16 protein-coding genes are annotated in these 14,060 nt (G+C 70.5%); 3 read left to right on the forward strand and 13 right to left on the reverse strand.

Annotated elements, in window-relative coordinates; genetic code table 11:
* Positions 1-116 precede the first annotated feature (116 nt).
* The 5 genes from ACFV9O_RS20985 to ACFV9O_RS21005 form a co-directional block, all read right to left on the reverse strand.
* Positions 117-1,028 (reverse strand): glutaminase, encoded by a 912-nt coding sequence (locus tag ACFV9O_RS20985; RefSeq protein WP_385420037.1) that lies wholly within the window; start codon positions 1,026-1,028, stop codon positions 117-119.
* Between the two features lie 20 nt (positions 1,029-1,048).
* On the reverse strand, positions 1,049-1,744 hold the full coding sequence (locus ACFV9O_RS20990) for a demethylmenaquinone methyltransferase (protein ID WP_385420039.1): 696 nt from the start codon (positions 1,742-1,744) through the stop codon (positions 1,049-1,051).
* Between the two features lie 64 nt (positions 1,745-1,808).
* Positions 1,809-2,456: a hypothetical protein gene (locus tag ACFV9O_RS20995; RefSeq protein ID WP_385420041.1), complete on the reverse strand. Its 648-nt coding sequence runs from the start codon at positions 2,454-2,456 to the stop codon at positions 1,809-1,811.
* Between the two features lie 19 nt (positions 2,457-2,475).
* On the reverse strand, positions 2,476-3,675 hold the full coding sequence (gene mqnC, locus ACFV9O_RS21000; protein WP_385420042.1) for a cyclic dehypoxanthinyl futalosine synthase: 1,200 nt from the start codon (positions 3,673-3,675) through the stop codon (positions 2,476-2,478).
* A 148-nt stretch (positions 3,676-3,823) separates the two neighbouring features.
* Positions 3,824-5,497 carry a serine/threonine-protein kinase gene (locus tag ACFV9O_RS21005; RefSeq protein WP_385420044.1) on the reverse strand — a complete coding sequence of 558 codons (1,674 nt, stop codon included), beginning with the start codon at positions 5,495-5,497 and terminating at the stop codon, positions 3,824-3,826.
* A 217-nt stretch (positions 5,498-5,714) separates the two neighbouring features.
* Here ACFV9O_RS21005 and ACFV9O_RS21010 point away from each other — a divergent pair, with 217 nt between their 5' ends.
* Positions 5,715-6,797 carry an alpha/beta hydrolase gene (locus ACFV9O_RS21010; RefSeq protein WP_385420046.1) on the forward strand — a complete coding sequence of 361 codons (1,083 nt, stop codon included), beginning with the start codon at positions 5,715-5,717 and terminating at the stop codon, positions 6,795-6,797.
* Between the two features lie 19 nt (positions 6,798-6,816).
* Here ACFV9O_RS21010 and ACFV9O_RS21015 read toward each other — a convergent pair whose 3' ends face one another.
* Positions 6,817-7,713, reverse strand: coding sequence for a menaquinone biosynthetic enzyme MqnA/MqnD family protein (locus tag ACFV9O_RS21015; protein WP_385420047.1), 897 nt, complete (start codon positions 7,711-7,713; stop codon positions 6,817-6,819).
* Positions 7,714-7,993: 280 nt separating this feature from the next.
* Between ACFV9O_RS21015 and ACFV9O_RS21020 the strand changes: the two genes are divergently transcribed.
* Positions 7,994-8,197: a cold-shock protein gene (locus ACFV9O_RS21020; RefSeq protein WP_017948713.1), complete on the forward strand. Its 204-nt coding sequence runs from the start codon at positions 7,994-7,996 to the stop codon at positions 8,195-8,197.
* 98 nt (positions 8,198-8,295) lie between these two features.
* Here the strand turns inward: ACFV9O_RS21020 and ACFV9O_RS21025 are convergent, their stop codons facing one another.
* The gene (locus tag ACFV9O_RS21025) at positions 8,296-8,790 is read right to left on the reverse strand and encodes a GNAT family N-acetyltransferase (protein WP_385420049.1); all 495 of its coding nucleotides are present in this window, start codon (positions 8,788-8,790) and stop codon (positions 8,296-8,298) included.
* A 43-nt stretch (positions 8,791-8,833) separates the two neighbouring features.
* On the opposite strand from ACFV9O_RS21025, the gene ACFV9O_RS21030 reads away from it, so the two are divergent.
* Positions 8,834-9,241 carry a DUF1992 domain-containing protein gene (locus tag ACFV9O_RS21030; RefSeq protein WP_385420051.1) on the forward strand — a complete coding sequence of 136 codons (408 nt, stop codon included), beginning with the start codon at positions 8,834-8,836 and terminating at the stop codon, positions 9,239-9,241.
* Between the two features lie 306 nt (positions 9,242-9,547).
* Here ACFV9O_RS21030 and ACFV9O_RS21035 read toward each other — a convergent pair whose 3' ends face one another.
* The 6 genes from ACFV9O_RS21035 to ACFV9O_RS21060 form a co-directional block, all read right to left on the reverse strand.
* Positions 9,548-10,204 carry a TetR/AcrR family transcriptional regulator gene (locus ACFV9O_RS21035; protein WP_385420053.1) on the reverse strand — a complete coding sequence of 219 codons (657 nt, stop codon included), beginning with the start codon at positions 10,202-10,204 and terminating at the stop codon, positions 9,548-9,550.
* 151 nt (positions 10,205-10,355) lie between these two features.
* Entirely contained in the window at positions 10,356-10,430 is a 75-nt protein-coding gene (locus ACFV9O_RS21040) for a 50S ribosomal protein bL37 (RefSeq protein WP_385420171.1), read from the reverse strand.
* 70 nt (positions 10,431-10,500) lie between these two features.
* Positions 10,501-11,289, reverse strand: coding sequence for an arsenite methyltransferase (gene arsM, locus ACFV9O_RS21045; protein ID WP_385420055.1), 789 nt, complete (start codon positions 11,287-11,289; stop codon positions 10,501-10,503).
* Positions 11,290-11,461: 172 nt separating this feature from the next.
* Positions 11,462-12,796, reverse strand: a complete 1,335-nt coding sequence (locus ACFV9O_RS21050) for a dicarboxylate/amino acid:cation symporter (RefSeq protein ID WP_385420057.1) — start codon at positions 12,794-12,796, stop codon at positions 11,462-11,464.
* A 385-nt stretch (positions 12,797-13,181) separates the two neighbouring features.
* Positions 13,182-13,478, reverse strand: coding sequence for a DUF4229 domain-containing protein (locus ACFV9O_RS21055; RefSeq protein ID WP_385420059.1), 297 nt, complete (start codon positions 13,476-13,478; stop codon positions 13,182-13,184).
* Positions 13,479-13,534: 56 nt separating this feature from the next.
* A complete protein-coding gene (locus tag ACFV9O_RS21060; protein ID WP_385420060.1) occupies positions 13,535-14,059 on the reverse strand; it encodes a GNAT family N-acetyltransferase in 525 nt (174 codons plus the stop codon).
* Position 14,060: the final 1 nt, after the last annotated feature.

The raw sequence follows: 14,060 nt of genomic DNA on the forward strand, positions 1-14,060 counted from the left end.
GGCGTGGTCGAGGCCCTCGGCCCGGCACCACCGGCTTCGCCCCGGCGGCACTGCCGCTGGTCGTCGTCACGGCCCGGGAGGGTCCGGTGGACCGGGCGCAGGTGCGGGCCGGACCGCTAGAAGACCGAGAGCCCGGTCAGCGTCGTGAACCGGTCCAGCGCCGCCATGCCCGCCACCGAGTTGCCGTGCCGGTCGAGCCCCGGGCTCCACACGCACAGCGTGCAGCGGCCCGGGACGACGGCGACGATCCCGCCGCCGACTCCGCTCTTGCCCGGCAGCCCGACCCGGTAGGCGAACTCGCCTGCCGCGTCGTACGTCCCGCAGGTGAGCATCACCGCGTTGACCTGCTTCGCCTCGCTACGGCTCAGCAGCCGCGTCCCGTCCGCCCGCAGCCCGTGCCGGGCCAGAAAGCGGGCCGCCAGGGCCAGATCGGCGCAGCTCATCTCGATCGAGCACTGCCAGAAATAGTCCTCGAGGAGCGCCGGGACGGGGTTGGCGATGGTTCCGTACGAGGCCATGAAGTGGGCCAGGGCCGCGTTGCGGTCGCCGTGCTCGGACTCCGACGCGGCGACCTCCGGGTCGAAGGCGATGTCCGGGTTCCCGCTCTCCGCCCGCAGGAACTCAAGGAGTTCGCTGCTCGCGTCGCCGGTGAGGGTCAGCAGCCGGTCGGTGACGACGAGCGCGCCCGCGTTGATGAACGGATTGCGCGGAATGCCGTTCTCGTACTCCAGCTGGACGAGCGAGTTGAACGGGTTGCCGGACGGCTCGCGGCCCACCCGGTCCCACAGGTCGTCGCCACCGAGGGAGAGCGCGAGGGCGAGGGCGAAGACCTTGGTGACGGACTGGGTGGAGAAGGGGTGTTCCCAGTCGCCGGTTCCGTACACCTTGCCGTCGAGATCGGCGACGGCGATGCCGAAGCGGTCCCGGTCGACGGAGGCGAGGGCCGGGATGTACTCGGCGGGGGTCCCGCTGCCGACCAGCGGGGCCACGTCCGCCGCGATCCGCTCCAGCAGTGCCTGGTAGTCCATGGACGTGCGCCGGCCGGGTCCTACTGGGGCTTGGTGCCGCGGTGCAGCGCCACGATCCCGCCGCTCAGGTTCCGCCACGCCACCTTCGACCAGCCTGCCTTCTGCAGCAGCCCGGCGAGCCCGGCCTGTTCGGGCCACGACTGGATCGACTCGGCGAGGTAGACGTACGCGTCCGGGTTGGACGACACCGCGCGGGCCACGGGCGGCAGCGCCCGCATCAGGTACTCCTCGTACACGGTCCGGAACGGCGCCCAGGTCGGGTGCGAGAACTCGCAGATCACGACCCGCCCGCCCGGCTTGGTCACCCGGTACAGCTCGCGCAGCGCCTGGTCCGTGTCGTGCACGTTGCGCAGGCCGAAGGAGATCGTGACGGCGTCGAAGACGTCGTCCTGGAACGGAAGCTTCGTCGCGTCGCCCGCGGTCAGCGGCAGCCAGGGGTGCCGCTTCTTGCCCTCGCTGAGCATGCCGAGCGAGAAGTCGCAGGGCACGACGTACGCGCCGGTGCGGGTGAACGGCAGCGAGGAGGTGCCGGTGCCGGCGGCGAGGTCGAGGATCTTCTGGGCGGGGCGCGCGTCGACCGCCTTGGCGACCTCCTTGCGCCAGCGCCGGTCCTGGCCGAGCGAGAGCACGTCATTGGTGAGGTCGTAGTTCGCCGCCACACCATCGAACATGGAGGCGACTTCGTGCGGCTGCTTGTCCAGAGAGGCTCGGGTCACGCCCCCATTGTGCCGCCCGCCCCCCACCGCGCCTCGGGCAGGGCACGCGGGACGCGCGGGGGACTCAGCGGGCCCGGTGGACCAGGCGGCCGGCGAGCACGGTCGCGACGCAGCTCGCCGCGCCGTGCGTACGCAGCGCCTGCGCCGGGAGTTCGTCGACGGGCACGTCGAAGACGGCGAAGTCGGCCGGGCCTCCGGCCCGCAGCTCCCCGTCGAGCACCGCGCTGAGCGGGCGCACCGCGAACGGGTCGAGCGAGGGGGTCCCCGCCTCCCGGCCCTGACGCGGCGCGCGCACCCGCAGGCCCGAGCGCTCGACGGCGGCGCGTACCGCGGGCCGGGTGAAGGGGCCCGCGACCGCCGTCGTGCCGTGGCGCAGCATGCGCTGCAGCCCTCTGCGCGCACTGGCACCCCAGCGCGCCTCGTCCAGGTCCAGGGCGGCCAGTGCGTCGCCGGTCAGCGGTTCGGTGCCGAGGGTGTCCGCCTCACGCGGGTCCGGATGGTAGGCGGCCTCCAGCAGGGAAGCGGCGTCCGCGTTCAGCAGCCCCGGGGTCAGCAGCCCGGGCCAGCGGCGCACCCGCGCCTGCGGCCGGGCGCGGACGATCTCGTCGTACGCGCCGGCCGCGACGATCAGCCCGCCGTCCACCGCCACCGCGTCACCGGTCCCCCGGCCGGGGACGCCGAACAGAGCGTCCGCGACGTGGATCGTCAGCACAGCAGCCCCGCAGCCGCGCTCAGTTGGCGCTCAGCAGCTTCAGCTCCGGATGCGCCGTGCCGCCCTCGATCGCCGTCGACGAGATGTGCGACGCCACGCGCTCGTCGACCGGGTCGTTCGCCGGGTCGTCGTGGACGACGATGTGCTCGTACGTCGTCGCGCGCTGCGCCGGGACGCGGCCCGCCCTGCGGATCAGGTCGATGATCTCCTGGCGGTTGGAGCGGTGCTTGGCTCCGGCCGAGGAGACGACGTTCTCCTCCAGCATGATCGAGCCGAGGTCGTCCGCGCCGTAGTGGAGGGACAGCTGCCCGATCTCCTTGCCCGTGGTCAGCCACGAGCCCTGGATGTGGGCGACGTTGTCGAAGAAGAGCCGGGCGATCGCGATCATCCGCAGGTACTCGAAGATCGTGGCCTGCGTACGGCCCTTGAGGTGGTTGTTCTCCGGCTGGTACGTGTACGGGATGAAGGCCCGGAAGCCACCGGTCCGGTCCTGCACGTCGCGGATCATCCGCATGTGCTCGATGCGCTCGGCGTTGGTCTCGCCCGTGCCCATCAGCATCGTGGACGTGGACTCCACGCCCAGCCGGTGCGCGGTCTCCATGATCTCCAGCCAGCGCTCGCCGGACTCCTTCAGCGGCGCGATCGCCTTGCGCGGCCGCTCGGGCAGCAGCTCCGCGCCGGCGCCCGCGAAGGAGTCGAGACCGGCGGCGTGGATGCGGGAGATCGCCTCCTCGACGGAGACACCGGAGATGCGGGCCATGTGCTCGACCTCGGAAGCGCCGAGGGAGTGGATGACCAGCTGCGGGAAGTTCTTCTTGATGGCGGCGAAGTGCTCTTCGTAGTACTCGACGCCGTAGTCCGGGTGGTGGCCGCCCTGGAACATGATCTGGGTGCCGCCCAGCTCGACGGTCTCGGCGCAGCGCCGCAGGATGTCGTCGAGGTCGCGGGTCCAGCCCTTCGCGGTGTCCTTGGGCGCGGCGTAGAAGGCGCAGAACTTGCAGGCCGTGACACACACGTTGGTGTAGTTGATGTTGCGCTCGATGATGTACGTCGCGATGTGCTCCGTACCGGCGTAGCGGCGGCGGCGTACGGCATCGGCCGCGGCGCCCAGCGCGTGCAGCGGCGCGGACCGGTAGAGATCGAGCGCCTCTTCGGCGGTGATCCGCCCGCCCTCGGCGGCACGGTCCAGGACGGACTGAAGGTCGGCCTTCTCGGTCACCGGGGGTCACCTTTCGCGGGGTCTGGACGGTCCGAAACAGCCTACGCCAGCGCTTTCGGCCGGCTTCCGTCACACCCACCGACGGGGACATGACCTCGTATCAGCGCTGTCCGCCTTCGGCCCTGCCTGCTCTCGGCCCTGCCCGCTCTCAGCGCTGCTTCGCCAGATCGCCTGCCGGGTTTCCGGCGCGGGCGTCGGCGGAGACGTACCGCAGGGTGCCGCCGCGCAGTTCGAGACGCAAGCCCTTCGTGCTCTCCGTGCACATGTCCTGGCTGCGCGGGCCGCGCTTCGCGTCGACGGTGAGGGTCGTCGCGTCGGCTCGGGTGGCGGTGAGCAGGTCCTCGCAGATGAAGTTGCCGAGGATGTCGGTCTGTTCGGCCTTGCCGATCCGCTCACCGGTGCGTCCTGCCTCGATGGTGACCTTCATCGTCCCGGCGGGGAGACCGGCTGCGGTGATCGCTCCCTCCCACGTCCCGACGAACGCCTTCGGCACGTCCTTCACCGCGCCGCCCGTCCCGCCGTCCGCCGGCGTGGTCGACGGGGACGACTTCGGCGGCTCGGCCGCCATGTCGTTCGGCTCGTTGCCGCCGGGGAACAGGTCGAACAGGACACCCGCGCCGACCGTCACCGCGGCCAGTGCGCCCGCCACGGCGAGGGCGACCGTGCAACTCACCTTGCGGGCGCCGCCGGGGCGGTCGCGTTCCGTGCTGGTGGTCACCGAGACGGAGAGGCGGCCGTCGGGCGTGCGCTGCGGCGGCACCGCATCGGTCACCGGCGGCGGGGTCGACGGCACGGGCGGCAGAGGCGACAGCGACGACTGCGGCGACTGCGGCGACAGCGACGAGGGCTCGATCGGCGGGCCGAACTCCCCCAGCGCCTGGCTGGTGAACGGCACGGGCCCCGACGCGGCCGGGTCCGGCCGGGCGGGCTCCAGGTCCAGGAGCCGTACCGCGGCCCGGCTGACCTGCTCCACCAGGGGGCCGGGCAGCCAGCCGCCCGACACAAGCGCTCCCGCGCCGCCCGGTGCGAGCCGGCGGGCGACGCCCTCCGGAGCCGGCCGCGCCGCCGGGTCCTTGGCCAGGCAGTCGGCGACGAGCTCCCGCAGCTCCCCCGTCAGACTGCCCAGCTCCGGCTCCTCGTGGACGACCTTGTAGAGCAGGGCGGCCGACGAGTCGCCGGGGAAGGGGGTCGCACCGGTCGCGGCGTACGCGAGGACCGCGCCCAGCGAGAAGACGTCGGCCGCTCCCGTCACCGCGCCCCTGCCGAGGATCTGCTCGGGCGCCATGTAGCCGGGCGAGCCGACGGAGACGCCGGTCGTCGTGAGCGAGGCGGTGCCGTCCGTCGCGCGGGCGATGCCGAAGTCGATGAGGCGCGGGCCGTCGAGCGTGAGCAGGACGTTCGAGGGCTTGACGTCCCGGTGGACCAGGTCCAGCGCGTGGACGGCGGCCAGCGCCTCCGCGAGGCCCGCGCCCAGCGTCCGTACCGTGTGCTCCGGCAGCGGCCCGTGCTCCGTGACGGCCTGCCCCAGCGAGGGCCCGGCCACATAGCCGGTCGCCACCCACGGAACCGGCGCGTCCGGGTCCGCGTCGAGCACCGGAGCCGTCCAGGCACCGCCCACCCGCCGCGCCGCCGCCACCTCGCGCCGGAACCGCTCCCGGAACTGCTCGTCGAGGGCGAAGTGCGGATGAACGATCTTGACCGCGACGGTACGACCGCCCTCGGAGCGGGCCAGGTACACCCGGCCCATGCCGCCGGCCCCGAGCCTGCCGAGCAGCCGGTACGCACCGATGGTCTGCGGCTCGCCCGCTTCCAGCGGCTGCATGAACTCCCCCGATTCCGCGACGTCCGTCCGGGACAGCCTAGAACGCGGCGTGGGCCGGATCACGAGGATTGGGCCCGCCCCCGGACCAACCGAACGCCGCGGTCCCCCATCTCTCTGGGCGTAAACCGCGCACCACACACGGAATCACCGCAAACAGCGAACAAGCGCACAACCGAGCAACCGAACAACCGTGAAGTCGCACCGTACGGAGTCCGTCATGAATCGCCGCCGCCCGCGTCCGTCCAAGGCCCTCGTGGCCGCCGTCGCCCTCGGCTCCGTCGCGCTCGTCGCGGGCTGCTCGTGCGAGGGGGAACCGGTCTCCTTCGACGGCCCGTCGGCCACCGCGGCAGCACCTTCCGCACCGTCCGGACCGTCCGGCAGGAGCGGGGCCCGGGACGGCGGGGCCGCTTCCCGGGCAGCCGCCGAGGCTGCCGCCAAAACCCTGATGCCGACCGGCCCGAAGGCCGAGTTCACCACTCAGAACACCATCGAGGACGGCACGAGGATCGGCGTCACGACGCTGCACGGCAGGAAGTCCGGCTTCACGGGGAAGGTCTGGGTCTGGGCGCCGAAGCAGTACTTCGACCCCGCGTACGCGCACAGCGGATTCCCCGTACTCATCGCGCTGCCCGGCGGCAACGGATATCCGAACAATTACTGGATGGGCACCGATCTGAAGCTGCAGAGCAGCATCACCCGGTGGTCGCAGGAGGGAAAGAGCCTTCCGTTCATCGTCGTGATGCCCGTGCTCAACCCGGACGACAAGTATTACTACGACGGCAGCGATATACCGGGGCAGCCGAAAATGGGCACGTGGATGACCGAGGACGTCCCCGATTTCGTCAAGGCCAATTTTCGTACGTTCACCTCACGTGACGGCTGGGCCTTCATGGGATCGTCCTCCGGCGGCTTCGTCGGGCTGAAGTCCGTGCTGCAGCACCCCGACAAGTTCAAGGCCGTCATCGCCTCGGGACCGGACACCGTGCCCGACTCCCCGTTGTGGGCGGGACACGCCGCCGAGCAGCAGGCGAACAACCCCGAGAAGCTCGCCGAGGCCCTCGGCGCGAAGCCGGACACCAAGGACAACGCCGTCTATCTGGCGTTCCAGATCGGTACGAAGGAATCCGGGACGAGGAACCTGAAGTCGTTCATCCGGAATCACACCAAGGGCCCGGTCAAGACACGGCTGCAGGTCATCCAGGACGGCGAGCACAACGCCAGGACCTATGTTCAGGGCATGGGGGACGGGTCGGTCCAGTGGATCAGCCGGCACATGCAGGCACCCGTCCCCACGCCCTGAACCGCAGGTCAGGGTCGCGTCAGACGTCGAGCAGCTCGACCCGTACGTCCGCCGGGAAGCCGGTCGTCGACCCGGTCCTGCGTGCGAACTCCCGTACGCCGGCGAGCTGCTCCGGTCCGAAGCGGAAGTCGAGCGTCGTGAAGTACCGCTCCAGCAGCTCCGCGTCGAAGGCCTCCCAGCGCGACGCCTGTTCGGCGACCTTCTTGACCTCCTCCAGTGACAGATCACGCGAGGCCAGGAACGCCTCGTGGACCTTCCGTACGACCCGGGGCTCGCGCTCGAGGTAGTCCTTGCGCGCCGCCCACACCGCGAAGACGAACGGCAGCCCGGTCCAGTCCTTCCACATCTGCCCCAGGTCATGGACCCGCAGCCCGAGGCGCGGCGCGTCGTGCAGCGACGCGCGCAGCGCCGCGTCCCCGATCAGTACGGCCGCCTCCGCCTCCTGCATCATCACGCCGAGGTCGGGCGGGCACGTGTAGTAGTCCGGCGTCACGCCGTACTGCTCGGCGAGCAGCAGCTGCGCGAGCCGCACCGACGTGCGCGAGGTGGAGCCCAGAGCGACCCGTACGCCGTCCAGCTGCTCCAACGGCAGCTGCGACACGATCACGCACGACATGACGGGCCCGTCGCAACCGACCGCGAGATCGGGGAAGGCGACGAGGCCGTCGGCGTTGCGGAGGTACTCGACGAGGGTGATGGGGCCGATGTCGAGGTCGCCGCGCACCAGCTGCTCGGAGAGCTTCTCCGGGGTGTCCTTCGTGAGGTCGAGGTCGAGCAGCGTCCCGGTGCGGGCCAGGCCCCAGTAGAGGGGCAGGCAGTTCAGGAACTGGATGTGACCGACGCGCGGCCGGCTGCGACGGTCGTCGTCGCCGGCGGCGTACTCCGCGGGTCCCGCGGGTTCTGCATGACTGTCCACAGCGTGAGGCTAGACCTACGGGCGGCGCTGCGAATGGCCGGGTCCGCCCGCCACAACGCCCGCAGAACCGTCAGCCTGTCAAGCCGGCATCAAACATCCGGGTGACGTGATCTTTCCCTCTATCGCTGCCAACACCCTGCGTGCTACGCTCGACGCAAGTTGCAGTTTGGTTTCCCTTGCAGTACAGAGCCTGCGGAGCATGTGACCCGCAGGCTTTTGTAGTTTTCAGACTTGTTTGCAGGTTCTGGAGCAGGGCAACCCTTTGGCCCAAGGAGGGCTTATGGCTACCGGAACCGTCAAGTGGTTCAACGCTGAAAAGGGCTTCGGCTTCATCGCCCAGGACGGCGGCGGCCCGGATGTCTTCGTCCACTACTCCGCGATCAACGCGACCGGCTTCCGCTCCCTCGAGGAGAACCAGGTCGTGAACTTCGACGTCACCCAGGGCCCGAAGGGCCCGCAGGCGGAGAACGTCACCCCGGCCTAAGTTGCCCGGGTCGGCGATCGCGCACGACTTAGCAGTACCCAAGGAGCCCTGGTTCCGTACGTCTGTACGGAACCAGGGCTCCTGCCCTTTCCGGGGCCCTACAGCTCGCGGAACATGATGTTCAGCCCGACCGGGCCGTGCACGGGGTGACGGAAGGCTCCCGGCACGGTGGCGAGGGTCCGGAAGCCCAGGGACTCCCACAGCTTGATCGCCGGATTGGTCTCCACGACCGCGTTGAAGATCATCCCGGTGTAGCCGTCCTGCCGCGCCTGCTCCAGCACGTGCTCGGCCAGTCGCCGCCCGATCCCCCGCCCCGTCCGATCCGGGTCGACCATGAACCCGGCATTGGCGATGTGCGCGGCCGGGCCGCCGTAATTGGGCCGTACGTACGCCGACGCGACGACCGTGCCGTCCGCGTCCTCCACCACGAACACGCGGTTGGCCGCCCCCAGGGCCGGCGGCATCCACAGCGCGCGGGCGGCCGGCTCGGGCGTGTCCGGATCCCAGGCGTACGTCTCCCCCGCGGACACGATCCGGTGCCACAACGGCCAGATACGGTCCCAGTCGTCGACTCTCGCGTCTCTGATCTGCACCCTTCGAGTCTCTCAGAGGGCCCCTTCTCGTACGCTGGAACGCGTGACCGAGCGCAAGCCGCCAGGCGTCAGTTTCGAGTCATGGGTCGACAAGCAGATCCGTGAGGCGACGGAGCGCGGCGACTTCAAGAATCTGCCCGGCTTCGGAAAGCCCCTGCCGGGCAACGGCGACGCGTACGACGAGCTGTGGTGGATCAAGGGCAAGATGCACCGCGAGGGCATGGCGGTGCTCCCGCCCACGCTCGCCCTCCGCAAAGAGGCCGAGGACGCGCTGGAGGCGGCCGGGCGGGCCCCGTCGGAGGCCGCGGTGCGCCGCATCATCGAGGACATCAACGAGAAGATCGCCGCCGCCGTCCGCCGGCCACCGCCCGGCCCGCTGCTCGGTCTGACGCCGTATGACGTCGACGAGGTCGTCCGGACCTGGCGCCAAAAGCGCGACGCCCGCGGCTGACCACGCGCTCGGCGTTCGTGACCGCCTGCGGCGGGCCTTCTCCCCGCCCTGCCCCTTCCCGCTGCGTCGATGTGCGGCTCCGCCGCCTGGGGCTCCGCCCCCGACCCTGCCCCTGCACCCCCGGGCGTGGGGATGGGCCCTGCCTCACCCACCGGTGCCGGGCACGACCAAGCCCGTGCGGGGAAATCCGTTACGCCGAGGCCGAGTTCAAGGCGCCGGTCCTCCTGCCCGGCACGGTGGAGTACGCCGCGGGCGACGACGGTGCCTTCGAGCTGCGGGACCCCGGGAACGAAGGACGCGTCCACCTCACCGGCCGGACGGCGACCACCGCTCGCCCCGCATGAGGTTGCCGAGGCCCTCCCAGGCGAAGTTCATCAGCGTTGCCGCGGCCTCCTTCGCGGAGACGCCGGGCGTCTCGTTCGCCCACCCGGCGAGCGACTCCGCCGCGCCCACCAGCGCCTGGGCCAGCCCGGCGACGTCCCGGTCGGCGAGCTCCGCGTTCCTGTGCGCCTCCCGCGCGGCTGCCCCGATGAGCCCGGTCACGAACGCCACGATCTCGTCCCGCATCACCGCCACCTCCGCGGCGAACGGCTCCCCGTGCGTCCGCGCCTGCCGGTGCAGCACCGCCCACGCGTCGGGGTGCTCGGCCGTGTGCCGGAAGAACGCCGCGAGACCCTCCCACAGCTGCCGGTCCGCAGGGAGCCCCGGCTCCACTGCGCCGCGCACCGCCTCGATCAGCGCCCCGGCCTCGCGGCGGATGCAGGCGGTGAACAACTCCTCCTTGGAGTTCAGATACAGATAGACCAGCGGCTTGGACACACCGGCCAGCTCGGCGATCTCGTCCATCGACGCGGCCCGGTACCCGCGCTGCCCGAACGTGCGCACCGCGGCGTCCAGCATCTGCTGCTCCCGCACGGCACGCGGCATCCGCTTGCCGCTCCTCCCGGCACCCACAGCGCCCATCCCGGCTTTCCTCCCGCCCCGCGGTCGTACCCAGCGGTAAGCCTAAGGCCCGCCGGCAGGCCGGGCGGTCGCGCGGCCTGCCGACAGCGGCACCATGCGCGAGTGCCCCGGATCGCGGTCGATCCGGGGCACTTGTGCACAGCGGTGCGGCTCAGGCGTTGGGGCGCTTGCCGTGGTTCGACTTCTTCTTCTTACGGGCGCGCCGCTTGTTGCCTCGCTTGGACATGGTGCAGATCTCCCTATTTCAGGACTTCTCCATGGCCTCGTCAGTCTAGATTCGGCCCATCAGGACCGCACTACAGCGACGCTCGGCCCCCGTCGGCCGGCTTGACGGCGCGGACGACCGCGGAGTGCATGCGATCGGCGACGGAGTGGGTCGGCATGATCTCGATGTCGGTGAACCCGGCGGCCGACAGGCCCTCCCGGTACTCGGCGAAGGTGAGCGCTCCGGCGATGCAGCCGACGTGGTCACCGCGCTCGGCCCGCTGCCCGGGCGACAGGTCGTCGTCGGCGACGACGTCGGTGACACCGATCCGGCCACCCGGCGCCAGGACACGGAAGGCCTCCGCGAAGACGGCCGCCTTGTCGGTGGACAGGTTGATGACGCAGTTGGAGATGACGACGTCGATCGTGTTCGCGGGCAGCGGGACGGCCTCGATCGTCCCCTTGAGGAACTCGACGTTGGTCGCACCGGCCCTCTCCCGGTTGGCCAGGGCGAGGGCGAGCATCTCCTCGGTCATGTCCAGCCCGTACACCTTGCCGGTCGGGCCGACACGGCGTGCGGACAGCAGGACGTCGATGCCACCGCCGGACCCCAGGTCAAGGACCCGCTCGCCTTCCCGGAGGTCGGCGACAGCCGTGGGATTGCCGCAGCCGAGCGACGCGGCGACGGCCTCGGCGGGCAGGACGTCCCGCTCGCCGGAGGCGTAGAGGGCCGACCCGAAGCCCTCCTCGGTCTCGACGGGCTCGGGCCCGCAACCCGACTCGGGCCCACAGCACGCGGCCCCGCCTCCGGCGACCTTCACCGCGGCGGCCGCGTACCGCCTGCGGACGGTCTCGCGCAGATCCGCGGACTGCTCACTCATGACCTCGACCGCCCTCCGGCATGCTGCATCGATATTTTTCAATACAAGGTTGCTCCTTGATTCGAAGAACGTCAACACAGGAACAACGGAGGGTCACGGACGACAACAACGCCCGTGCCCCGCACCCAAGATCCAGGGTGCGGGTCACGGGCGTTCCGTACCGTCGCGCGGGCTACGCGGCGGCGGGCACCGCTACCTTCCCCTCGGCGTCGGCCGGCTCACGGTCGTCCACCGGGGATGCCGAGGCAGCGTTGTACGCCTCGACGTCGAGGATCTTCTCGCGGGCCGCGACGATGACGGGGACCAGCGCCTGACCGGCCACGTTCGTGGCCGTGCGGACCATGTCCAGGATCGGGTCGATCGCCATCAGCAGGCCTACACCCTCGAGCGGGAGGCCCAGCGTGGAGAGGGTCAGGGTGAGCATGACCGTCGCACCCGTGAGGCCGGCGGTGGCCGCGGAGCCGACGACCGAGACGAAGGCGATCAGCAGGTAGTCCTGGACGCCCAGCTCGACACCGAAGATCTGCGCGATGAAGATCGCGGCGAGCGCCGGGTAGATCGCGGCGCAGCCGTCCATCTTGGTCGTCGCGCCGAACGGGACGGCGAAGGAGGTGTACTCCTTCGGCACGCCGAGACGCTCGGTGACCTTGACCGTGACCGGCATCGTGCCGACCGAGGAGCGGGAGACGAAGGCCAGCTGGATGGCCGGCCACGCGCCCTTGAAGAACTGCAGCGGGTTGACCTTCGCGACGGTCGCGAGCAGCAGCGGGTACACGCCGAACAGCACCAGCGCGCAGCCGATGTAGACGTCGGCGGTGAAGGTCGCGTACTCGCCGATCAGGTCCCAGCCGTAGTCGGCGATGGCGTAGCCGATGAGGCCGACCGTGCCGATCGGGGCGAGGCGGATGACCCACCACAGGGCCTTCTGGAGCAGCTCCAGGACGGACTCGCTGAAGGTGAGGATCGGCTTGGCGCGGTCGCCGAGCTTGAGCGCCGCGATACCGGCGACGGCGGCCATGAAGACGATCTGAAGGACGTTCAGCTCGGTGAAGGGCGTGATGACGTCCGTCGGGACGATCCCGGTGAGGAAGTCGATCCAGGAGCCCGCGTGCTCCGGCTTCTGGCCGTCCTTCGGGGTGAGGCCGGTGCCCGCGCCCGGGTTGGTGAGCAGACCGATCGCGAGGCCGATCGCGACCGCGATCAGCGAGGTGATCATGAACCAGAGCAGCGTGCGCGTGGCCAGCCTGGCCGCGTTGTTGACCTTGCGCAGGTTGGTGATCGACACCAGGATCGCGAAGAAGACGAGCGGGGCGACCGCGAGCTTCAGCAGCTGGACGAAGATGCCGCCGACCTGCTCGAGGGTCTTGTAGAGCCAGTTGATGTCCTGGCTGCGGGCCAGCCAGCCGAGCAGGGCGCCGAGCACGAGGCCGGCGACGATCTGGGCCCAGAACGGCACGTTGGGTATGCGGGCTGTGGTGCGGGTGGGCGTCGCGGAGTTCGCGGACACGGACACACTCCGGAAGGCGTATCGGGTGAATACGGGGACAGGGGTGCGGCGCCCGTGCCTGGGAACAGGAAGAGCCAGGGCGGCGCCGCTGTGATGCCGGGTCAGACCGAGCGGCAACAGACCGCGGACATACAGCGGCAGAGATCGACGTGCAGGCGCGCCACGAGCGGGGGGCTCATGGCTGCGTGAGGGCGCACTGCTGTCGTCATGGGCAACACGTTAACACTTGAACTTTGAGAACCTCAAAGCCCTGCTTTGAGGCGGAAACCCGCCACGCGGAAAGCCGCCACCCAGGACGCGCCGGTATACGCCAACACCCCGTACGGGAGCGGCTGCTCGGGTACGGGGTGTGGAACGGATGTGAGGAGGCTTACATTCCGCTTATTTACTGGAGGGCGCTGTCCTCCTGCGAACGATTCGCCTCCAGCCGGGACTTCGCCCGGTCGACCTTCGTCACGATCTGCTGGGACATGGCGTCGCGCTGCTTGCGCAGCAGGACGAAGCTCAGCGGCGCCGAGATCACGATGGCGAGGACCAGCACCCACAGCAGGTTCGAGTCGCCGAGGCCGCGCGGCAGCACCCTCAGGTACACAAGTCCCCACAGGAGGAAGAAGCAGCCGGCGAAGATGCCGAGCCGCATGAGCGTGTACCGGAGCGTGGCGCTCGTCTTGCTGTCGGACACGACGGCCCCTTTCCCTTCACTGACGTGCCCGTCCAGTGAAGCACGTCTCGAATTGATCAGTTCAGGGGGAGCAGCATCGTGATGTCGTCGCGGTCGTCCCCGTCGGCGACCCGGATCGCGCTGGGTACCCGTCCGACCTCTTTGTAGCCGCACGAGGCGTAGAACGTCTCCAGGCCGAGGCCGCCGCGGCAGGTGAGCCGTATCGCCTCGATGCCGTCCAGCCCGCGGGCGGCGTCGGCGGCCGCGGCGAGCAGTTCGCGGCCGTATCCCCTGCCCTGGTACCGGGGATGGACCATCACGGTGTAGAGCCAGATCCAGTGCCGCATCAGCCGGTGCGTGTTGTGGGTGAGGAACGCGGCGGCCGCGAGGCGACCGTCCTCGTCGTACCCGACGAGGAGCCGCTTGTGCCCCTCGGCCATCCCGGTCAGATGCTTCAGCCACTCGGGCCGTATGTCCTCCGCTGTGACGGGGGGCACGAATCCCACGGCCCCGCCCGCGTTGGACACATCGGTCCAGAGCGCGAGCATTCCGTCGCGCAGGACGGACCCCACGGGCGGGTCGAGTCGGAACACAAGGGACATG

Source organism: Streptomyces sp. NPDC059909 (assembly GCF_042730885.1).
In the GTDB taxonomy this organism is placed as follows: domain Bacteria; phylum Actinomycetota; class Actinomycetes; order Streptomycetales; family Streptomycetaceae; genus Streptomyces.